Origin of the sequence: Corynebacterium kutscheri (assembly GCF_000980835.1) — a bacterium.
GTDB lineage: Bacteria > Actinomycetota > Actinomycetes > Mycobacteriales > Mycobacteriaceae > Corynebacterium > Corynebacterium kutscheri.
Genome location: NZ_CP011312.1, coordinates 2301975 through 2323452, shown reverse-complemented (window position 1 = coordinate 2323452; position 21478 = coordinate 2301975). Strand labels below are relative to the sequence as shown.

The 21478-nt window shown below is 46.2% G+C and carries 17 protein-coding genes and 1 pseudogene; 11 read left to right on the top strand and 7 right to left on the bottom strand.

Annotated elements, in window-relative coordinates:
• Positions 1 to 2: 2 nt before the first annotated feature.
• From UL82_RS10400 to UL82_RS10390, 3 genes are all read right to left on the bottom strand, one after another.
• Entirely contained in the window at positions 3 to 701 is a 699-nt protein-coding gene (locus UL82_RS10400) for an anthranilate synthase component II (RefSeq protein WP_046440927.1), read from the bottom strand.
• Positions 701 to 2287, bottom strand: coding sequence for an anthranilate synthase component 1 (locus UL82_RS10395; protein ID WP_046440925.1), 1587 nt, complete (start codon positions 2285 to 2287; stop codon positions 701 to 703). The genes UL82_RS10400 and UL82_RS10395 overlap by 1 nt, the downstream gene beginning before the upstream one ends.
• Positions 2288 to 2674: 387 nt before the next feature.
• Positions 2675 to 3139, bottom strand: coding sequence for an SdpI family protein (locus tag UL82_RS10390; RefSeq protein WP_046440923.1), 465 nt, complete (start codon positions 3137 to 3139; stop codon positions 2675 to 2677).
• A gap of 488 nt (positions 3140 to 3627) precedes the next feature.
• On the opposite strand from UL82_RS10390, the gene UL82_RS10385 reads away from it, so the two are divergent.
• The 4 genes from UL82_RS10385 to UL82_RS11255 all read left to right on the top strand — a co-directional run bounded on the left by UL82_RS10385 (position 3628) and on the right by UL82_RS11255 (position 8206).
• Positions 3628 to 4875, top strand: coding sequence for a dicarboxylate/amino acid:cation symporter (locus UL82_RS10385; protein WP_046440921.1), 1248 nt, complete (start codon positions 3628 to 3630; stop codon positions 4873 to 4875).
• 181 nt (positions 4876 to 5056) lie between these two features.
• Positions 5057 to 6550, top strand: coding sequence for a DUF1846 domain-containing protein (locus UL82_RS10380; protein ID WP_046440920.1), 1494 nt, complete (start codon positions 5057 to 5059; stop codon positions 6548 to 6550).
• A 264-nt stretch (positions 6551 to 6814) separates the two neighbouring features.
• Positions 6815 to 7054: a hypothetical protein gene (locus UL82_RS10375; protein ID WP_046440918.1), complete on the top strand. Its 240-nt coding sequence runs from the start codon at positions 6815 to 6817 to the stop codon at positions 7052 to 7054.
• Between the two features lie 978 nt (positions 7055 to 8032).
• On the top strand, positions 8033 to 8206 hold the full coding sequence (locus UL82_RS11255; RefSeq protein WP_169746262.1) for a hypothetical protein: 174 nt from the start codon (positions 8033 to 8035) through the stop codon (positions 8204 to 8206).
• A gap of 214 nt (positions 8207 to 8420) precedes the next feature.
• On the opposite strand, the gene UL82_RS10365 is transcribed toward UL82_RS11255, so the two are convergent.
• The 4 genes from UL82_RS10365 to UL82_RS10350 are packed head-to-tail and all read right to left on the bottom strand — an operon-like array spanning position 8421 to position 12257.
• On the bottom strand, positions 8421 to 9212 hold the full coding sequence (locus tag UL82_RS10365; protein ID WP_046440916.1) for an ABC transporter ATP-binding protein: 792 nt from the start codon (positions 9210 to 9212) through the stop codon (positions 8421 to 8423).
• The gene (locus UL82_RS10360) at positions 9209 to 10252 is read right to left on the bottom strand and encodes a FecCD family ABC transporter permease (protein WP_046440915.1); all 1044 of its coding nucleotides are present in this window, start codon (positions 10250 to 10252) and stop codon (positions 9209 to 9211) included. The genes UL82_RS10365 and UL82_RS10360 overlap by 4 nt, the downstream gene beginning before the upstream one ends.
• A complete protein-coding gene (locus UL82_RS10355) occupies positions 10249 to 11217 on the bottom strand; it encodes a FecCD family ABC transporter permease (RefSeq protein ID WP_046440914.1) in 969 nt (322 codons plus the stop codon). Before UL82_RS10355 ends, UL82_RS10360 begins: the two co-directional genes overlap by 4 nt.
• Positions 11217 to 12257 (bottom strand): iron-siderophore ABC transporter substrate-binding protein, encoded by a 1041-nt coding sequence (locus UL82_RS10350; protein ID WP_046440913.1) that lies wholly within the window; start codon positions 12255 to 12257, stop codon positions 11217 to 11219. The genes UL82_RS10355 and UL82_RS10350 overlap by 1 nt, the downstream gene beginning before the upstream one ends.
• Positions 12258 to 12733: 476 nt before the next feature.
• Between UL82_RS10350 and moaA the strand changes: the two genes are divergently transcribed.
• The 7 genes and pseudogenes from moaA (at position 12734) to narI (ending at position 21423) form a co-directional block, all read left to right on the top strand.
• Positions 12734 to 13735, top strand: a complete 1002-nt coding sequence (moaA, locus tag UL82_RS10345; RefSeq protein ID WP_046440912.1) for a GTP 3',8-cyclase MoaA — start codon at positions 12734 to 12736, stop codon at positions 13733 to 13735.
• A gap of 63 nt (positions 13736 to 13798) precedes the next feature.
• A complete protein-coding gene (locus tag UL82_RS10340) occupies positions 13799 to 14038 on the top strand; it encodes a MoaD/ThiS family protein (RefSeq protein WP_046440910.1) in 240 nt (79 codons plus the stop codon).
• 11 nt (positions 14039 to 14049) lie between these two features.
• A complete protein-coding gene (locus UL82_RS10720; RefSeq protein ID WP_052735970.1) occupies positions 14050 to 14709 on the top strand; it encodes an NTP transferase domain-containing protein in 660 nt (219 codons plus the stop codon).
• A gap of 37 nt (positions 14710 to 14746) precedes the next feature.
• Positions 14747 to 18459 (top strand): annotated as a pseudogene (locus UL82_RS10330) (nitrate reductase subunit alpha).
• Positions 18459 to 20054, top strand: coding sequence for a nitrate reductase subunit beta (narH, locus tag UL82_RS10325; protein WP_197719643.1), 1596 nt, complete (start codon positions 18459 to 18461; stop codon positions 20052 to 20054). The pseudogene UL82_RS10330 and the gene narH overlap by 1 nt, the downstream one beginning before the upstream one ends.
• Positions 20051 to 20665 carry a nitrate reductase molybdenum cofactor assembly chaperone gene (gene narJ, locus UL82_RS10320; protein ID WP_046440909.1) on the top strand — a complete coding sequence of 205 codons (615 nt, stop codon included), beginning with the start codon at positions 20051 to 20053 and terminating at the stop codon, positions 20663 to 20665. The genes narH and narJ overlap by 4 nt, the downstream gene beginning before the upstream one ends.
• Complete coding sequence (gene narI / locus UL82_RS10315) at positions 20662 to 21423, top strand: respiratory nitrate reductase subunit gamma (protein WP_046440907.1); 762 nt, start codon at positions 20662 to 20664, stop codon at positions 21421 to 21423. The genes narJ and narI overlap by 4 nt, the downstream gene beginning before the upstream one ends.
• Positions 21424 to 21478: the final 55 nt, after the last annotated feature.

The following is a 21478-nucleotide window of genomic DNA, read 5'->3' as shown; positions in this document are numbered from 1 at the left end:
GGTCAGCCTTTGCTGGATATGGTGGATAATAGTTGGTCAATACAGCGGTCGAGAATAATTGGTCCGGTCGGTGAAAGTACTGATTCTGGGTGAAATTGCAATCCAATAGCACCAGCAATGGCATCCACAGCATCAATACCATCACTTATAGTAGGTATTTTTTCTCGGTCTAGTTCGGCTGCCATGACCACCTCTCCTATTTCAGAATCGCAATAGGCAAGATCAATAAACTCTGAAGGAGAACTGGTACATCCCAGTGAATGGTACCGAGCAATAGGAACTTGGTTGCCACGAAAATTGTTTTCCGGGTTAGCGTCGATACGCAAATCAGTAAAGATGGGTGAAGTGCATCCGGCGGTAGTTAATCGCATAATATCGGTTGTGCCATGTACTGGTCCGCAGGGTTCGACAGTGCCACCGAAGTGTTCGAGTAATGCCTGGAAGCCGAGGCAGATTCCAAGCAAGGGAATACGACCGATGGTTGCGTTAATAATTTCCATCATATAACCGGCATCTTGAGGATGGCCGGGTCCTGGAGAGAGACAAATGAGGCTAGGTTGGGCTTCCAATACTTTTGTCACTGTGACATTGTTGCGAAAGACGGTACAACGGTAGCCGGCGACGGCAAAAGCATCAACTAAGTTGTATACAAAGGAATCACGGTTATCAATAAGCACTACATGAATATCATTGCGAGACATTATCGCACCACCGAAACTGTTTTATTTTGTGCTGTTGCTAGGGCGTGCAGAACTGCATAGGCTTTATGCACGGTCTCATCGGCTTCGGCTTGTGGTTGAGAATCCCGAACCACACCCGCACCGGTTTGTACTACCGCTTTTTGATCAACAATAAAAGCAGATCGAATAACAATGCAGGTATCCATTGATCCATCACCAGCTAAATATCCCACTGCCCCACCATAGGAACCGCGTCGATGCTTTTCGACGCCACGTAACAATTCCATTGCACGCAATTTAGGTGCGCCAGTTAGTGTTCCCATATTCATACATGCACGATAAGCATCGAGAGCATCGAAATCTTTGTGTAGAGTTGCAGTAACACGCGATACTAGGTGCATTACTCGCGAATAGCGGTCTACCTGTAATAAATCGGTGACGCGCCGAGTTGCGGGAACAGCTACGCGGGCAAGATCATTGCGGGCCAAATCAACCAGCATGGTATGTTCGGCAATTTCTTTAGTATTGGTGCGCATTTCTAGCTCGGCACGAATATCTAGTTCATGATTAACGCTGCCATCTGGATTTAAACCACGCGGACGGGTGCCAGCAATGGGATAAAGCTGTATCTTTCGGGTCGATGCATCGAATTTTAGATTAGATTCCGGTGATGCTCCGATAAGTTCATAGTTGCGATCATTAATAACCCCACGCAGGTAAAACATATATGGTGATGGATTGCTTGCACGCAGCATTTGATAGGCAGCAAAAGAGTCAGGACAGTAAGCACTAAATGTACGTGCTGGGACTACTTGGTAGATCTCTCCACGACGAATCTCTTCTTGTAAGGCAGCGACTTGCTTACGAAACTCTGCATCGGATATATCGGCAGTAACCTTCAGCGTCTCGGGATTATCGACGTTTGTAGATGGGTTGGAAGCAGTATTTTCATAAATATTGTGTGCAATCTTTTCACTCAAGGTACTCAATTCATTTTCGAGTGCTTCTGCTGAATTTGCGAGTATTTCTAGGGTGGAGGTGGCGTTTAAATGATCCACTTTTAACAAGTGCTCGGCGACCACAAATTGATAATCAGGATAAATGTTGGCTGCGGTTTCTACTGCCGGCAGGTTTTCAAAAGTTTCCAGATAATCAAAAGCAAAACCACCGGCGATAAAAGGAAGACTCTTACTGCTATAACCTGCGTCATGTTGTAACGCACGTAAAACTTCAATATTGCTGGGAGCTTGTAAGCGTTCACGTTCATCAGCGGCTTGCGATATAGGGAATCGAAAAACTGCTTTTTCGGCTTCTATTTCATTTTCATTGTCCACAATAAGGTAGTGGAAAAGCTGTGTGCATAACTGTTTAAGAATAAGTTTTCCTACGCTAGTTAAAGCTACGGCTTCAACATCGTGGCCATGACAGCTCACTCGTAGGGCAGCTTTGAGAACGCAAATTGAAGTGGTGTTCTTTTTTGATGCAATATCAGAACTTTCTAGCAGCACGGTATCGCAACGATCTATTCCCCCGAGGGCATGAAAAAGTGACGAGGTATTCTCGTGATAACGCACGCTGCGGTGACCAGTAAAAAAGTAGGTGCTCATTACACACCAACTTCGCTGTGTGCAGTTGAGGTATTTGGTCGGGTTACAATAATCGTCATTATCGGCACGGCTTTCTTAGCTAAGCTCGCTGATTCTTATCTTAGAAGTCCAGTACCTATAGAAAAAGGCTCGCTGCTTCTTCAAAGAAAAGCATCGGCGAGCCGGAATATATGAGTACAATAACAGTGGCTCGCGATTACGCGCGCCACCACCAGTTACTCATAGTTTTATACATAGTGCGTTAGTTTAGTTTCCGCAAAGCTATTTTTGCAAAATATTTTTGTGATCTCCGGTTATATTAATCCTAATAGTGTGCAGGATTACATGGCATTTAAGCTGCTCACCGAGATAGTTTTTAATGCGGCTGGGTAAGAAAATTAATTATTTTCATTCATCTGATTCTTGGGCAGCACGTCGCACTGCGGCAAGATCTACCTGTGGTGCGGGAGCGGTAATTTCAGGGGTTGCGGGTTCGCTAACTTCGGAGGTTGTTTCTTTCGTAGAAGCGGAGAGGTTTTTTTCATGTGCTTCCACAATAGAAATGGTGCGAGCGCCAAAATTAGCGCCGAGACTCAAAAACACCACACTGGCAATGATGCTAAAGGCAACAATAAGCCACATCCATCCGGTAGCAATAAATGCTATGAGTGCACCAATAACAAGGGAGATTCCGCTGACGATCCATAATGGACCAGCAATTTGGTGGGCAGCTTGCCAATTTTCTTGAGAAGCACGTACTTCTGGTATCCGAAGTCCAATTATGGAGTTGCCTGGAAGTTTCTTTGTCCATGCTAAAACACCAATCACAATAAGTGTGAGTGCAAAAATAAGAAGGATGCTGCCTAGAATCATGGTTACCACTTTAATGCCTATGACGGAGAAATATTTTTCTTAAAAACTGTGCTCTTCTGGTATCGGTGAGATGGGGCTGGTTTTAGTTATTTTCTATTAGCAACAAACCTTTTCGCTATCCCACATTGTGGGAATCTCTTTTTAGATAAGTGGTCTAAGAAGACGGCTAAAGGCATTCGTATGCAATGAGAAAAAATCGTCGAAAAGTAAAAAATGGAAGCATAATATGGCCTCAGTGTGGGAAATAACGCTTCCTAAAAGAGATGAAATACCCCACAGTAAGGTTTCACGTGAAACTATAAAAATGCCGCTAGACGGTTTTGTTCACCAGGTGAGAAATTTAAGCGCTCGATAGAAATATGAGAAATCGTTAAAAGAGGATAGATTAGGTGCTAACCCACGCAAGTGGACAGAAGCAAACAACGGTTAAGCGGGTCAGCGTTATGCTCAACGCGTTTGGCTGGCGTCGTCTCCTCTAAGGAATATACATGGACATGAAACGACTCTCTTCGTCGCTGCTGTTTAGAATCATTGTCGCCATTATCTTGGGAATTATTTGTAGTTTTTTCCTCTCAGATTCTGTGGCACGTATTTTTGTGACCTTTAATGGTCTTTTTGGAAACTTCCTTGGCCTCTTTGTGCCAGTGCTTATTTTTGCGTTGATTACTCCCGCCATTGCAGGACTGGGACGTGGTGCAGGTAAGTGGCTGGCTGGTACAACCGCTATTGCTTATGTATCGGCATTGCTTGCCGGGCTTCTTTCCTGGTTGGTGGCAGCCACGATATACCCTTGGTTGCTTGCTGCTCAAAGTTCAGTCAATATCAGTGATGTTGAAGCAGGTGCACTAATGCCATATCTTACGGTGGAAATGCCAGCCCCGGTAAGTGTCATGACAGCACTTATTCTGGCTTTCGTGATTGGCGTAACCATGACAAACGTTAAATCTGACACCTTATTTGCCAGCGTGACAGATTTACGTCGCATTGTAATGAAGGTGATTACTGGCTTTATTGTGCCGCTGTTGCCGGTGTATATCTTCGGCATGTTCTTGTCGTTAGGCATGAACGGCAACTTGGTTGATACGCTATCGGCTTTCGCTAAAGTACTCGTTTTAGCAATCCTGATGAGCTTCGTTGTTCTGATTGTGCAGTTCTTTATCGCTGGGGCATTTACAGGCAAGAACCCATTTGTGGCATTAAAGAATATGATGCCGGCCTACTTCACCGCACTAGGTACCTCCTCTTCGGCAGCAACCATTCCGATCACCTATGAGTGTGCTCGTAAAAATGGGGTATCGCAGTCGGTAGCCGGTTTCGTGGTTCCGCTATGCGCCACGATTCACCTATCTGGATCCATGCTGAAGATCACCTTGTTCGCCTTCGCCATTATGTTTATGGATGGCATGGAGATTCCGCTTAGCGTCGCTGCTGGCTTCATCCTTATGCTGGGTGTGACCATGGTTGCTGCTCCTGGTGTTCCTGGTGGCGCAATTATGGCTGCCGTTGGTTTGCTTAGTGCTAACCTTGGTTTCAGTGACGATCAAGTTGCCCTGATGATTGCTGCCTACATCGCCATCGATTCCTTCGGTACCGCCTGCAACGTTACTGGTGATGGTGCTATTGCCATGGTGATTAATAAGTTCGCCAAGGGTGATATTGAGCGTAATGAACTCGACGGTGCCGATGATCTTGGTTTGGCCGTGGTAATTTCTGGTCAAGATGAACAAGATGCTTAGTTCTTTAGCACAATACCAATAGAAACAAGCCGCCTTCGGGTGGCTTTTTCTTTACCTGATTTAAAAGATGGGTGGGTAAAACGTCGAAAAGCAAAAAATATTAGGGCAGCAATTCTGCTGAAAACCGGTTATATGCTGTAATGATGCCGATGAGTAGCTGAAGGTTGTATGCTTAAATTCCATGGTTAATAAGATCGGTTTTGACCGTGGACAATATATCGAGATGCAATCCCAGCATATTAAGGCTCGGCGCGAAGAGATAGGTGGCAAGCTCTATCTCGAAATGGGTGGCAAGCTTTTCGACGATATGCATGCCTCCCGTGTTCTACCCGGATTTACCCCAGACAATAAAATTGCCATGCTGGAACAAATCCGCGACGAGGTCGAAATCTTAGTCTGTATTAACGCCAAAGATTTAGAGCGACATAAAATTCGTGCCGATCTAGGTATTTCTTATGAAGACGATGTGCTGCGTCTTGTTGATGTATTCCGTGATCGAGGCTTTTTGGTAGAGCACGTAGTGCTCACTCAGATGGATGATGAAAATACGCGAGCAATTGCCTTTAAAAATCGACTAGAACGCCTAGGACTAAAAGTTGCTCGTCATCGAGTTATTCCTGGCTACCCCACCAATATGGATCTTATTGTTTCCGAGGAAGGTTTGGGGCGCAATGAATACGCTGAGACCACTCGAGATCTAGTTGTTGTTACTGCACCAGGGCCTGGATCAGGAAAACTAGCTACTTGTCTCAGCCAGGTGTATCACGAGCATCAACGTGGCATTAATGCCGGCTATGCTAAATTCGAGACCTTCCCAATTTGGAATTTGCCACTAGAGCATCCGGTTAATCTTGCTTACGAAGCCGCCACCGTGGACCTTAACGATGCCAATGTGATCGACCACTTCCACCTCAGCGCCTACGGACAGTCAACGGTTAATTACAACCGCGATGTAGAAGCATTCCCCCTACTAAAAACCTTGCTGGAACGACTAACCGGTACTACCCCATATCAATCGCCTACTGATATGGGAGTAAATATGGCCGGAAAGTGCATTACCGACGATCAAGTATGCCGCGAGGCGGCCAACCAGGAAATTATCCGCCGCTATTTCAAAGAGCTTGTCGACGAAGCACGTGGCGGATTAGACGCCACTCAATCTGAGCGTGCTGCCGTGGTGATGGCTAAAGCTGGTATCCAAGTGGCAGATCGTAGCGTGATTGCTCCGGCACGTGCCAAGGAAGAAGCTACCGGCGCACCAGCATCAGCTATTAAACTCAGTGATGGCCCAATTATTACTGGGCGTACTTCCGAACTTTTAGGTTGCTCGGCAGCAATGCTACTGAATGCCTTAAAACACCTAGCTGGTATTGATGACGGAGAACTATTGCTCTCCCCTAGCGCTATCGAACCAATTCAAACGTTGAAAGTAGATCACCTAGGAAGCCTCAATCCGCGCCTGCATACCGATGAGGTACTAATCGCTTTGTCGGTATCGGCATCTACCAATGATCAAGCGCGCCGGGCTCTTGATGAATTGAAGAATCTACGCGGTTGCGATGTGCACACGACGACGATTTTAGGCTCTGTTGACGAGGCTATTTTTAGAAACCTAGGTGTGCTAGTAACCAGTGATCCAAAGTTTGCCCGTAAGAGCTTGTACCAGAAACGCTAGTATCCTTTGATGTTTGGTGTGAGCATTTATGTGCTGAAGCTGGACTAAGTAAAACAAGGATTGTTGTGAAAAACCGTGCTGAAATATAACGGCACGGTTCTTTGATGCTGATAAGTGAGAGGAAGCAATAAAATTTTCTCTTAGAAAGAGAGATCGCTGCAGTTGTCGGCAGAAAAGTTCTAAAAAATGTTTGCGTACTGGCAATTCTGGGGTTAGAGTGGAGAAACACGTATGACCCCGACTCCTTCTCTTTAAGGAAATTTTATGAATTCTATTAAGAAGTTCGGCGTATCTTTGATCGCTGCAACCGTTATCTTGGGCGCAACCGCAGCTCCTGCAATGGCCGAGACCACCGACAATGGAGCAGCATCCTTGTCCTCTGCTTCTTCTGAGCTCAACCCTACCGAGATCAATGAGTTCTTGAAGATCTTCAACACCATGTTCAAGACCATGAACGATGCCTTGAACTTTGCCAACCAGCTCCAGAAGCTACTCGGCAAGTAAAAATAGCAACAACCGCTGCCCTGGTATTCATTACCGGGCAGCGGTTTTGTTTTACGTAAGTGCGATAATTATTCCTTAACAGTTGGTGTGATGGATTCGTTCATGTGTTTGTTTCATGATAGTGAGCATTTTGTTGGGTTAGCTGAGGGGTTTGAGCTGGTGTGATGCTCTTAGTAGGTATCGCCAATTATGCTTGAATGTGTTTTTTAAATAGCTTAGATGGGCCGCTATGGCATCGCTAATTTATTTATATTTACTGCTCGTGGAATCGAAGACTGCCTGGGAATAATTTAATATGAGCATACCTGTGAACCTTAATAGCTGTGTTTCTTGGCCGAAACGAATAGTAGAGAAGTGATTTATTTAATGCTATTGATTAGGTACCAAAAACTAGATAACGTGTATCGTAATTTAGCACTATAGAGATAGGAGAGACTATGCCCCTCTAGCTAGGGCATTACTTTCGGTAATTTTAGCTGTTATCTTTTTGCAGAATAAGGATTCTCTACTAGTGCGGAAACAAATGACCCAGTGGTTTTCCAGCAGCGTCACAATCAAACTGGTGCAGGATTATGAGTCACTCCAGAGTTCTAACTCAGACATTCCACGTACCATAAATGAAGATTCGACAGTAACCTTCAACCTTGGAAGCACGAAGTTAGCACTATTAGACTTGCATGCCATCACCGCTTACGTAAGTGGAGGAAGAGAAAATAGAGGATTCTGGGTGGAGTTGACTTCCCTAGAACAAGATATGATCATCAGCGGATTTGGGGTCTCCCTTAGCGCCGCTATCTGCGCTATTCTCGGGGTTAGTTGGGTAGCGTGCACTGTCATCGAAGCTATTATTACTGGTGTTACTGTAGTCCTCAGCCATCATAAGAAGTGTAATGGAAGAGTTAAAGTCCATTACATCTGGATCAGACAGCTTCGAGGTAGTCAACGTGTTTAAAAATCGAATGCACAAAGGAGTAGGCCATGAATAATTTTAAAATATCTCCTAATGCTGTTGTTGTAGCATTATTTGGTTTAGCACTTTCGGGGTATGTTGCTATATCAAACAAGTCGATTCTCGGATTCTGTATCCTTATTACTTTCACCATAATCGCAGCAGCATTGGTCAATTTTGTGAAAAACCGTCACCATAAATAGGTGGTAATGACTGATTTTTATCAGGAACTGATTGATGATAATAATCAACCTGGGATGAACACTATCATCCCAGGTTTTTTATACGCCACTATCGCAGATGAAAAGAAAGATTGACGACGTGTACAACCGCATTGCGTACGTGTTTTTATTGATCTGTCTACCAGTTGTTGTGCCCATGTACGTGGTAGCTCTAGGGGCGAATGGGTAATGCCAATTACCACCTACCAATAGGAATAACCATGGGGGAACCAGATACCGGGTCGGCTATTACCTTAGAGGTGAGATGAAATATTTCGTGCACATTTTCTTCAGTGACTACTTCTTCCGGGGTGCCAGTGCAGATAATCTTTCCTTCCCGCATGGCAATAAGTTCATCAGAGTAGTGTGCGGCTAGGTTGAGATCATGAAGCACCATAACGATAGTCGTTGCGCTAGTGGTATTAAGGTCTTTAAGCAGGTCAAGCACATCTAATTGATGGGTAACATCTAAATAGGTGGTTGGTTCGTCGAGAAGCAAAACTTCTGTTTCTTGAGCTAATGCCATAGCGATCCATACCCGCTGGCGCTGACCGCCAGAAAGTTCATCAATGGTGCGTTCCGCAAGATCAGAAATGCCAGTGACATTAATAGCATGAGCGACGGCATCATAATCACGGCTAGACCAGCGCCCTAACATACCTTGATAAGGAGTACGCCCGCGGCCAACAAGATCAGTTACTGAAATCCCTTCCGGGGCCAGTGGAGTTTGCGGCAGAAGCCCTAGATTGTGCGCCAGTTTTTTAGAGTTCCATTCTGATAAAGCTATCCCGTTAAGAGTTACGGTTCCTGATGTCGGTTTGAGTAGCCGAGCTAGGGCTTTGAGCAGGGTGGATTTGCCGCAACCATTGGGGCCGATAATTGAGGTAATTTTACCGGGAGTAATGGATACACTGAGGTTACTAGCGATAGTGCGCTCGCCATAGGCTAGTTCGACGTCGTGTGCTTGGAGTGAATGAGCAGTGCTCACAGCGAGGCACCCTTCTTGTTGGAACGGATAAGCAGATAGATAAGAAATGGTGCGCCGAGTACTCCAGTAACCACACCTACCGGGTAACGGTAGGGCAATAATAGTTGAGAAATAAGATCGGAAACCAAAACTAAAAGTGCACCAATTAGTGAGGCGGTCAAAATAAGATTGCGGTGTGGAATGCGCAGTGCGATGGGACCAGACATAAAAGCAACGAAAGCGATGGGGCCAACAGCAGCAGTTGATACGGCAGTAAGAAATACGCTTAACGCCATGACTGTTTTGCGAGAGCGATCAACACTGAGGCCTAATCCGGCTGCTAGTTCATCGCCAAGGCGAAGCACTGAGAGATGGTGTGATAAGCAAATAAGCAGCGGCAGTAGGATTAATACCAATACGACTACCGGGAGAACTAGTTTCCAGTTGGATTGATTTAGTGATCCAGCCATCCATCGCCCAGCGCTTTGTAGATCAGATTCATTGGCTTTAGAAAGTACAAACACCACAATGGATTGCATAAAAGCGCCCACTCCGATGCCAATAAGAATCAGCTTTGTGCCACCTTTAGTAAAGGTATACATAGCGATAGCGACAAGAAGAGTAAAAACCAGTGATAGCAGTGAAATTAGCCAGCTATTGAGATGGAAAACAGTAATACCAATAACACCGACCGTGCTAGCAGTTGCCGAAATACCTACAATATCGGGACTGGCTAGTTGGTTACGCAACATTATTTGAAAACTTACTCCGGAAGCACCCAATGCAAGACCAACGCATACACCGATAATTGTCCGAGGTAGTCGCAGTTCACCGACAGTATAGGAGGCACCGGGAACAGTACGTCCCTGGATAACTGCAAAAACATCGCTAAGCGGATAAAAAGTTTCCCCGTACATCAGGGCTACCGCAATCAATACCACCAGCAGAATTAATAAGACAGTAATACCAGTTATTGCTTTGGTGCGAGCTAGTGTGCGTTGCCGTCGTAACGCGTGAGCGCTTATCGACGGTTCGACTGCTAAAGAGGATGAATCTGTCATGCCAATTCACGTGCCTTAAAAGTGTGAACAATCCAAACAAACACCGGAGCACCAATAAGTGGCATTAAAATGCCAACGGCAATCTCAGTATTGTCGATAATTAAGCGGCCAAGCGTATCGGAAATAAGCAGAAAACTAGCACCCAATAAAATAGAAAATGGCACTAAAATGCGATGATTTGTAGAACTAAGCATCCGGCACGCATGAGGAACAACGAGACCAATAAAAGAAATAGGACCACATAGGGCGGTGACCATTCCGCATAAAACAATGCCGCTTATTCCTACGATAAGCCGCACGCGCGAAACATGAAACCCTAAGGCGGTAGCTGCTTCATCGCCTAACGCCAAGGCATTCATGCTACCTGCTTGAGACCACAACACTATAAGCGCTAGGCCAATAATTGGGATCGCAATACGTAAGGTTGGCCACTGGGTATCACCGATATCGCCTACTTGCCAATGCCGGAAAGAATCGAGCACCCGCGATTGAGGCAGCGAAATAAGCCGAATTAAAGATACTAAGGCAGCTGTGGTAGCAGCACCGGCAAGAGCAAGTTTTAATGGAGTTGCACCAGATCTACCCATGGAACCGATAATGAAAACAAACACACCGGCTATTCCGGCACCGATAATAGCTAATAAAAATGGTGCATTCCAACCAAAGGTAATGCCAAGAACCACTGCAAGCGATGCCCCATGAAGCACACCTAAAATACCAGGATCAGCCAAGGGGTTACGAGTAATTGATTGGAAGGCTAGACCAGCGGCAGAAAGTCCAGCACCAGCGAGAACACCAAGTATGGTTCGTGGTAGTCGAGCTGCGGCAACAGCTTGTTCGACGGTATTGGTATGTCCTAATATCGCCTGATAAACGTCGGAAAGAGAAATATCGCGCACGCCGAGGGTGATGCTGGCAAGCATCGCCGCGACGAGCACGATAAGACTCAGCGTAAGCTGCTTCATTAACGAGTTGCTGCCTGGTTAATCATGCCAAAGTAGGTATCCAAGGTAGCCGGAATAGACAAAGGGGTTGGATTAGCTGCAGCAGCGATGGGTCCATTGCCTAAGAAAACAACCCGACCAGCCTGAACTGCTGGGATACGACCTGTGAGTGGGTTTTCTTGGAGAGCTTTGAGTGTTTCCTGGTTTTCTGCCTCATCATCGGAACCATAGGAGATAAACACATCAACATCATCAAAAGCTTCGGGGTTTTCTAGTGAGCGTTCAGACCAGAAACCACTTGCGGTCTGAGTGTCTTCCTTAACGACGGTTGGAACCTCAAAACCAGCGCTTTGGAGGAATCCAGCGCGAGGGTCATTGGTGGTGTAGAAACCAAGGTTGTTATCTTCTTTAGAGTAGCCGAAGCTGGTAAACAAGACTTTCTTTCCTTTGAGCGCTGGGTATGCGGCCATGGTGTCAGCAATTTCTTGCTTGAGATCCTGATTGAGCTTCTCCCCTGCTGCTGCCTGGTTCATGCCCTGAGAATCCATGAGGTTCATTTCTTCCAAGCTGGTCTGCCATGCTTCACCAGGCTGTGCAATCACCGGAGCAATCTTTGAGAGTTTGTCATAGTCTTCCTGGGTCATACCGGAATAGGCAGCCAAAATAACATCTGGTTTCGTATCAGCAACCTGCTCGAAAGGAATACCGTCAGTTTCGTCGAAAAGCACCGGGGTCTCGCCACCAAGTTCAGCAAGTTTATCTTCTACCCAGGGCAGAATGCCATTACCGTCATCATCGCCAAAGGTTGCACGTGATATACCTACCGGGACGACACCGAGAGCAAGTGGTACCTCATGGTTTGCCCAGCCTACAGTAGCGATACGTTCTGGGGTTCCTTGAATAACTGTTTCACCAAAAGCGTGCTTGATAGTTACAGAATCGCTCGTGCTTGCTGATTGGCTCGAGTTGTTTGACGAGCTGGTATTTTCAGTCGAGCAGGCAGTGAGTGTCAACGCTAATAGTGCGGCAGCTGTAGCGACGATGGCACGGTTAATGCGCATTATCTTCCCTTCAATATAATAAGACCAAGCTTTACCTTAATTAGGTATAGCTCGACTAAGTATCATAAACGATTCATTCAAAAGTTGTAGAGTTTGTGTTGTATTTCGGAAGCCTTTTTAGGTTGGTATCAACCAGGTGACTTGAATATTTACTGTCGGTTACCGCCATACACTGGCATGAGAAATTTTTTGCTTTACATCTTTACGTGATAGCTGTTGGAGGGGATACGCAGCTTGCATATCGTTCTTAGCTATCTAATTACAGCTGTAGCTTTGCGGTCTTTTATAAAGAGTGCAGTGTAAGCAGCGTAGTTGAAATGAGATAGATGAGAGTAAACGTAGATTGTGATTCTTAAATATAAGTACGAATAAATTACCTATGGGCAGTATTTATAGGTCTACCCATTTATATTTTATGCTGTTTACCAGCTCTTTTATAGAAATATTTATAGCATGCTTGGTGTTATCATGCTTGTATGACTCACCATATACTCAGTGACGCTTACGGTAGGGTTGCCCGTGACTTACGGGTATCGTTAACCGATCGCTGTAATTTACGTTGTACCTATTGTATGCCTGCCGAAGGTATGCAATGGTTACCACGGGAAGAAACACTGAGTGATAGTGAGATTAACCGCTTGCTACGTATTGCAGCTCAGAATTTGGGAATTACTAGAGTGCGTTTTACTGGTGGTGAACCTTTATTGCGTCCAGGGCTAGAAAATATTATTCGGTATGCATCCAAGTTGGGGCTGGAAACTGCGCTCACTACTAATGGACTTGGTTTGGATAAACGGGTACATCGTTTTATTGAAGCAGGACTTGATCGGGTTAATATTTCGCTTGATTCACTTGATTCTCATCGTTATGCTGCTCTAACTCGTAGGGATCGTTTGAAAGATGTATTGCGCTCAATTGAAATTACTCAGAAACTAGGTGTAGCGCCGATAAAAATTAATACTGTTATTATGCGAGGCACCAATGAGCAAGATATCCTGCCGTTAGCTCACTTTAGTTTGGAGCGAGGATTGCAATTGCGGTTCATTGAACAAATGCCGCTCGGACCGCAGGAAAAATGGAATCGAAGCAATATGGTTACTGCACAGGAAATTCTTTCTGTTTTGCAAACTCGATATACCCTTAGTCCGATTGATGAGCGAGGCTCGGCACCTGCTCAATTATGGCGTGTTCACGCTGATAATAATCAACCAGGTGGCAAAATTGGGGTCATTGCATCAGTGACTAATTCTTTTTGCCAAGCTTGTGATCGTACTCGCCTTACCTCAGATGGCACGATTCGTTCTTGTCTTTTTTCACAGGAGGAAATTGACTTGCGGGCAATTTTGCGCAGTGGTGGTAATGATGATGAGATTATTGAAGCCTGGGTGGGTGCACATAAGCGTAAACCACGTGCCCATGGAATTAATACCCCTACTTTTATCCAGCCTGAACGCACAATGAGCGCTATTGGTGGTTAATAGTAGTCGATGGATGAACTGTTAAGAACCAAAACTATGAGAAGAATGTAGTGAAAGGAAAAAATGCAGATTCGTTTTTTTGCCGGTGCTGCTGAAACAGCCGGTACAGATCAGTTAGTTTTTGATGCTGCAGGTTGTAGCGCACAAGAGGTTATTGATGTGTTGGTAGCAGATAATCCTAAGTTGGAGCGTGTTTTTCAGGTATCTTCATTGCTTGCCGACGGTATACGTCTACAAACGCTAGATCAAGATATCAGTGGGGTACAGCAGTTGGATGTATTGCCACCTTTTGCTGGTGGATAAAGTATCTGGAGTTGGTTGAAAAGAAAAGTATTGGTGCTTGCGCAATGGTTGATCAGCCTATGAAACATGCCATTATTCTTGCTGGTGGGCGTTCGCAGCGTATGGGAATAGACAAGTTATCGTTGGTTAACGGGTCAACTACTATGTTGGCTGCGGTATGTGAAAGTGCACGTTGCTATGCCGATCAATTATGGGTGGTTGGCTCTCAACGTCCTGGTTTGGGTACAGATGTTTGTTTTGTGCGCGAAAATCCCCCTTTTTCTGGTCCAGCTGCAGGAATTATGGCTGCCGTGCGCTGTATGCCGATGATTGGGGAGACGCTAATTTTAGCCGGTGACCTAGCGCATCCAGAAGAGATTGTTCACCTTTTAGCTACTGCTTCGATACCAAAGGATAAAGATGGGGTGATTTTGGTTGACGAGTCGGGCTGGAAACAGTTTTTGTGTGCAAAATATTCTCTCCAATCACTGCATAATATTCATTCTACCGCAATTAATGTAGCGGTCAAACGACTGTTCTCCAACCTTGATTTCCACAACATTTATGTGTCGAAATTCCTTGTTGATGATATTGATATTCCAGAAAAAGCCGCAGCATATGGATTTAAATCGGAAAAAACCGGAGTAAAGTTTAGGTTAGCATTACCAAACTTTACTGACGGGGCTTCTTGATGATTATGTGGGCGGAATTTTATGTTATAAATAAGACATGACAAGTGATGCCCGTTTGGACTCCCCAGCCACCGAAGCTTTATTAAAGCTTGGTAAATTTTTCACCCGACACGAGCACACCCATGATGATCGTGCGGTCTTCCGTAAAGGTGGACGTGCGGGTGATGTTTTTTACCGGGATCGCTGGAGTTACGATAAAGTTGTTCGTTCAACACATGGTGTGAATTGCACCGGATCGTGCTCATGGAAGGTTTACGTTAAAGATGGCTTGATCACCTGGGAGGCTCAGCAGACCGACTACCCCACTACCGGACCTGATCGTCCGGAATATGAACCACGCGGATGTCCGCGTGGTGCAGCTTTTTCTTGGTACACCTACTCCCCTACTCGCGTACGATACCCTTATGCTCGCGGTGTATTGGTAGAGATGTATCGTGAGGCAAAACAGCGACTTGGCGATCCAGTTGCCGCATTCCGAGAAGTATCTACCGATCCAGAGAAGCGTCGTCGTTATCAACAGGCGCGCGGTAAGGGCGGTTTGGTACGTATCTCTTGGGAAGAAGCACTAGAAATCTCAGCGGCCAGTTATGTGAACACCATTAAAAATTATGGTCCAGACCGGTGCGTTTCTTTCTCGCCAATCCCAGCTATGAGCCAGGTCAGCCATGCAATTGGTACCCGGTTTACCCACCTTATTGGTGGCGCAATGACCAGCTTCTACGATTGGTACGCTGATTTACCTGTTGCCAGCCCACAGGTATTTGGCGATCAAACCGACGTTCCAGAATCGGGTGACTGGTGGGATTCCACGTACTTGATGATGTGGGGTTCAAATGTTCCAATTACTCGTACCCCAGATGCCCACTGGATGGCTGAGGTACGTTACCGTGGCACTAAGGTTATTACCGTTTCGCCAGATTATGCCGATAACGTTAAATTCGCTGATGAGTGGTTGCCAGCTCAAGCTGGTACCGATGCTGCCTTGGCCATGGCTATGGGGCATGTGATCCTTAAAGAAAACTTTGTTGACCGCCAAGTACCTTATTTCCAGGACTATGTACGTAAGTACACAGACCTAGGCATGCTGATTACCTTGGTGGAACACCCAGATGGACATGGTCTAACTGCCGGTAAGTTTGTTACTGCTGCAGATCTTGCTCAGTATTCTGATCTACCCGATGCTGCTTTTAAAACAGTGATGTGGAATCAAGCAACTGAAGCACCTGCCGTACCAAATGGTTCTATGGGTTTCCGGTATAACGAAGAAGGCATGGGGCAGTGGAACCTGGAACTAGGTGATATTGACCCTGCTCTGACGTTGCTGGGACAAAGCGAAGCTCAGGGTGTAGAAGTAGCACTGCCGGTATTCGAAGATCCTCGTGGTGAAGGTTCTATTATTCGCCGTGGTGTACCTGCTCGTCAGTTACCTAATGGTCAATTAGTCACCACAGTCTTCGACCTGATGCTTGCTCAATATGGTGTTGGCCGGGAAGGCCTGCCAGGTGTGTGGGCAAAAGACTACGACGATGTGCACAGCCCATATACACCTGCTTGGCAAGCTGAAATTACCTCAGTACCAGCAGAAGCATGTATCCGAGTTGCTCGTGAATTCGCCAATAACTCTGAGGAATCTCAGGGACGCACGATGATTATTATTGGCGCGGGTATCTGTCACTGGTTCCACGCAGATGTTACCTACCGGTCAATTATCAGTTTATTGATGCTTACTGGATGTATCGGCAAAAATGGTGGCGGCTGGGCACACTATGTGGGTCAAGAAAAATGCCGGCCAATGACCGGTTGGTTCAATATGGCTAATGCAACAGATTGGACCCGCCCACCACGTACCATGATTGGTACCGCATACTGGTATATGCATACTGATCAATGGCGTACCGACGGTTTTCCGCTGACGCTATTAAATCGCCACTTTCTACCGGATCTCTTGATGGGTTGCACACAGCAGATGCTGTAGCATTGTCTAACCGTTTGGGTTGGATGCCTTTCTATCCACAATTTGATAACAATCCGCTCGATTTAGCTGATGAAGCAGAGGCAGCTGTTGCACGTGGTGAAGCTGCTAGTGTCCAGGAATATATTGCGGCGGGATTAAAATCTGGCGAAATTAAGAGCGCAATTGAAGATATTGATGCGCCACAAAACTGGCCGCGCACAATGATGCTATGGCGCTCTAACCTCTTTGGTTCGTCGAGTAAGGGCAGCGAATACTTCCTGCGTCATCTATTGGGAACGCATAACAACGTCATGGAAAATGGCCATGGTGCAGATCAGCGGCCTAAGAACGTTAAATGGCATGATGAAGCTCCAGAGGGCAAAGTTGATTTGCTTATGACCTCTGATTTCCGCATGACTAGTTCGACACTTGTCAGTGACATCGTGTTCCCGGCTGCAACCTGGTACGAAAAACACGATATTAGTTCGACAGATATGCACCCTTATGTGCATGCTTTTACCCCGGCAATTACTCCACCGTGGGAAGCAAAGACTGACTTTGACCTCTTTGCTGATCTAGCCTTTAAGATTTCTGAGTTAGCCAAGGGACGTCTAGATACTCGTCACGATATTGTCGCCGTGCCGATGCAACACGATACCCTAGGCGAAATCGCCCAGCCAGGTGGTCATGTACCAGATTGGAAGAACACCGATCTACCAGCAATGCCTGGCAAGAATATGCCAGTTTTGCAGGTAGTAGAGCGTGATTACACTGCCATTGGTGATAAATTGCTAACGGTTGGCCCGCTTGCCGATAAGCTTGGTTTTACTGTTAAAAATATTACTTATGATGTGAAGCACCAGGTTCAAAAACTAGGGGAGCTTCATGGGGTATATCCATCCGGTGCTGCAGCTGGCCGGCCAGCTATTGATACCGATGAACGCTTTGCACAGGCAATTCTCTCATTCTCAGGAACAACGAATGGCGAATTAGCTACCCAAGGTTTCCGCACCCTAGAACAGAAGACGGGTCGAAAGCTTGCTGATTTAGCCGAAGGCTCTGAGGAACGTGCCATTACTTTCTTACAGACTCAGCAAGCACCACAGCCAGTAATTACCTCACCAGAATGGTCGGGATCTGAAACTGGTGGGCGTCGTTATGCGGCCTTTACTATTAATACAGAACGCCTCAAGCCATGGCACACCTTGTCGGGACGAATGCATTTCTTCCTTGACCATGATTGGATGATTGACTCCGGCGAGCAACTTCCCACTTTCAAACCACCATTGGATATGACCAGGGCATATGGTGAGCCAGAGATTGGCCTTAATGGTGAAAAAGCAATCACTTTGCGCTACTTAACAGTGCACAATAAGTGGGCAATTCACTCACAATATTTCGACAACCTATTTATGTTGAGTCTTGGCCGTGGTGGCCCACAGGCATGGCTAAGCGTGGCAGATGCTGCTTCTATTGGTGTCAAAGACAACGATTGGGTAGAGCTAACAAATGCCAATGGTGTTTTCGTAGCGCGCGCCGTCGTTACGCCAAAATTGCCTGATGGTATCGCTTATGTACAGCATGCACAGGAGCGTACCGTCGATGTGCCGAAGTCGGAAGCTACTGGTCGTCGTGGCGGTATTCATAATTCGGTAACCAGAATTTTGCTGAAAGCAACACATCTTATCGGCGGTTATGCGCATCAGTCCTATGCCTTTAATTATCTTGGCCCAACCGGTGTGCAGCGAGACATCGTTTCGACAGTACGCCGTCGCAAGCAGGAAGTAGATTACTAATGACTAGACGAGTAATGGCTCAAATGGCCATGGTAATGAACCTAGACAAGTGTATTGGTTGTCATACTTGTTCGGTGACCTGCAAGCAGGCGTGGACAAACCGCGCTGGAACGGAATACGTATGGTTTAACAACGTAGAAACCCGTCCCGGTCAAGGTTATCCACGCACCTATGAAGATCAGGAAAAATGGCAGGGTGGCTGGGTTCGTACCGCTAATGGCAAATTAAAACTACGTGCCGGCGGACGCTTTAAAAAGCTTATGACCATTTTCTCTTCGCCCTCACAACCTGAGATTAGCGATTATTATGAGCCGTGGACATACGACTATGAAACCCTTACCCAAGCACCGCTTGGCGACGATTTCCCAGTCGCACAGCCACAATCGCTGATTACCGGCGAAAAAATGGCCATTAAGAATTCTTCCAACTGGGATGACGCTCTAGGTGGTATTGCCGAGACCGGCGATGAAGATCCGATCGTAAAGAAGCTGCGGGAAGAATCGAATTTAAAGATCAAGTTCGAATACGAGAAGACCTTTATGTTCTTCTTACCGCGCATCTGTGAGCACTGCTTGAACCCCTCCTGTATGGCATCGTGTCCATCGGGAGCCATTTATAAACGCAGTGAAGATGGTATCGTGCTTGTCGATCAAGATGCCTGCCGTGGCTGGCGTCAATGTATTACCGGTTGCCCATATAAGAAGATTTACTTTAACCACCGCACCGGCAAAGCTGAAAAATGTACTATGTGCTACCCGCGCCTAGAAGCCGGCTTGCCTACCGTATGCTCGGAAACCTGTGTGGGACGACTGCGCTATCTTGGCATTATTCTTTATGATCCCGACAAGATCACCGAAGCAGCACTTGCCGACGATAAAGATCTATACCAAGCACAGCTTGATGTCATGCTTGATCCTCATGATCCTGAGGTTATTGCTGATGCCAAGGCAAGCGGCATTCCAGAAGATTGGCTGCTGGCTGCTCAAAGATCACCGACTTATGCACTCATTAAGCACTTCAAAGTTGCTTTGCCACTGCATCCTGAGTATCGCACGATGCCAATGGTTTGGTATATCCCACCACTTTCACCAGTGGTTGATTTGCTTAAAGAGCAAGGCCATGATTCGGAAGCCGGTGGTAACCTCTTTGGAGCTATCGACGCTTTGCGTATTCCGGTGGAATACCTAGCAGAACTTTTTACTGCTGGCGATACCGATACCATAACCCTGGTTCTGCAAAAACTTGCCGCCATGCGTTCTTATATGCGAGATGTCACATTAGGACGTGAGCGTCAACCAGAATTAGCCGAGGCAGTAGGTATGGAACCCGGCGCTCTAGAGCAAATGTATCGTCTACTTGCTATTGCTAAGTATGAGGAACGCTACGTTATTCCTAAGGCACATGTGGAACAAGCACATGCCTTAGAAGAAATGGGTTGCTCACTCGATTTCGAAGGCGGCCCAGGTTATGGCGGCACTGGTCCTGAAGCAGGTGGTTGTGGAACAGCTATGGCACCGGGACGACCTGTACCAGTAAGTATTGGTAGTTTTGCAGAGACTCAAGCACGACGTGAGCAGGAAGATTTAAGCCTGTGAATGCAGTAATCTTTCAAGCGGCAGGGCTTTTGTTATCGTACCCAGACGAAGAACTTATTGAACGTCTGCCCATGATCGAACAGGCGGTGGCTGAGGTTGGAGCAGCTGATGCTTTCGCTCCTACTATTGCTCATCTACGAAGCCTGTCTTTGATGGATGCACAAAGTTGGCACGTTCAAGAATTCGATCTTAGTAGGCGACACGCTTTGCATCTGACCTATTGGACAGATGGTGATACTCGCCGTCGGGGTGAAGTACTGCTTGCAATTAAGCAAACATATCGTGATTCAGGATTACTTGTTGATCTCGATGGTGAGCTACCTGATTATTTACCGATGGTGCTGGAGTTTGCTGCTACCGGTGATCCCGAATTAGGTGTGGGCATTCTTAACACCTACCGGGCGTCACTAGAGCTACTGCGCATGAGTCTTAGCGACGATAAATTACCCCAAGCAGCTATTTTGGAAGTGATTTGTCAAACTTTAGGTGGTGGATCACCAAAGACGCGTGCCGAAGTGCAGCAGCTCCTACAAGAACCACCGCAGGAAACCGTAGGTCTGCATGATCCCGTACTCCTGCCCTATCCAAAAGTGCAAGGGAGCACATCATGAATATCTTTCTTTGGGCCGCTTTGCCTTATCTCACATTTGCGGTTCTTATTGGTGGCCTAGTTTGGCGCTACCGTTATGATCAATTCCATTGGACATCGCGGTCGTCGCAGCTGTATGAATCAAAGATTTTACGGGTAGCTTCGCCATTATTTCACTTTGCAATGTTAGCCGTTATTGCAGGTCATATTATGGGTTTGGTTATTCCAAAGCGGTGGACAGATGCTATGGGAATTAGTCAACACAACTACCACCTGGTTGCTCTTATTGGTGGCGCAATTGCTGGTATTGCCGTAGTAATTGGCTTGGTTATGTTGGTTTATCGCCGGTTAACTAATGCGTCAGTTCGTAAAGCAACTACGGTTGGCGACAAAGTGATGTATGTAATTTTGCTCTGTGCTGTAGGTTTAGGAATGAACGCCACTTTAACGGGCGGACACTACCCTAATGGTGAAGAGCACAATTACCGTGAGACAGTTTCCATTTGGTTCCGTTCTCTTTTTACCTTGCAACCAGATATTGATTCTATGGTTGCATCGACCTGGCAATTCCAAACCCATGTGATTATGGGACTGCTGCTGATTGCGATTATTCCTTTCACCCGACTCGTTCATATCTTTGCTGCACCCATTCACTATTTATTCCGCCCATATATCGTGTATCGGTCGCGTAGTACCACTCCAGAAGTAACCCAAACTAAACGAGGTAGCGGCTGGGATCCAGTTGGTACTTTTGATAATGAACACGCAGCTAATCGCTAATTTCTTATACCAGCCCACTGATTCGTATTTCAAGCCCTTCTAGGTGTAAAGAAAG

What these genes read in the sequence shown, in the direction of transcription:
- UL82_RS11255 (WP_169746262.1), top strand. Translation starts at nt 8,033, where the DNA reads ATGAATAATTTTAAAATATCTCCTAATGCTGTTGTTGTAGCATTATTT.
- UL82_RS10340 (WP_046440910.1), top strand. Translation starts at nt 13,799, where the DNA reads ATGCAGATTCGTTTTTTTGCCGGTGCTGCTGAAACAGCCGGTACAGAT.
- UL82_RS10350 (WP_046440913.1), bottom strand. Translation starts at nt 12,257, where the DNA reads ATGCGCATTAACCGTGCCATCGTCGCTACAGCTGCCGCACTATTAGCG.
- UL82_RS10375 (WP_046440918.1), top strand. Translation starts at nt 6,815, where the DNA reads ATGAATTCTATTAAGAAGTTCGGCGTATCTTTGATCGCTGCAACCGTT.
- UL82_RS10360 (WP_046440915.1), bottom strand. Translation starts at nt 10,252, where the DNA reads ATGACAGATTCATCCTCTTTAGCAGTCGAACCGTCGATAAGCGCTCAC.
- narI (WP_046440907.1), top strand. Translation starts at nt 20,662, where the DNA reads ATGAATATCTTTCTTTGGGCCGCTTTGCCTTATCTCACATTTGCGGTT.
- UL82_RS10400 (WP_046440927.1), bottom strand. Translation starts at nt 701, where the DNA reads ATGTCTCGCAATGATATTCATGTAGTGCTTATTGATAACCGTGATTCC.
- UL82_RS10355 (WP_046440914.1), bottom strand. Translation starts at nt 11,217, where the DNA reads ATGAAGCAGCTTACGCTGAGTCTTATCGTGCTCGTCGCGGCGATGCTT.
- narH (WP_197719643.1), top strand. Translation starts at nt 18,459, where the DNA reads ATGACTAGACGAGTAATGGCTCAAATGGCCATGGTAATGAACCTAGAC.
- UL82_RS10380 (WP_046440920.1), top strand. Translation starts at nt 5,057, where the DNA reads ATGGTTAATAAGATCGGTTTTGACCGTGGACAATATATCGAGATGCAA.
- moaA (WP_046440912.1), top strand. Translation starts at nt 12,734, where the DNA reads ATGACTCACCATATACTCAGTGACGCTTACGGTAGGGTTGCCCGTGAC.
- UL82_RS10395 (WP_046440925.1), bottom strand. Translation starts at nt 2,287, where the DNA reads ATGAGCACCTACTTTTTTACTGGTCACCGCAGCGTGCGTTATCACGAG.
- UL82_RS10390 (WP_046440923.1), bottom strand. Translation starts at nt 3,139, where the DNA reads ATGATTCTAGGCAGCATCCTTCTTATTTTTGCACTCACACTTATTGTG.
- UL82_RS10385 (WP_046440921.1), top strand. Translation starts at nt 3,628, where the DNA reads ATGGACATGAAACGACTCTCTTCGTCGCTGCTGTTTAGAATCATTGTC.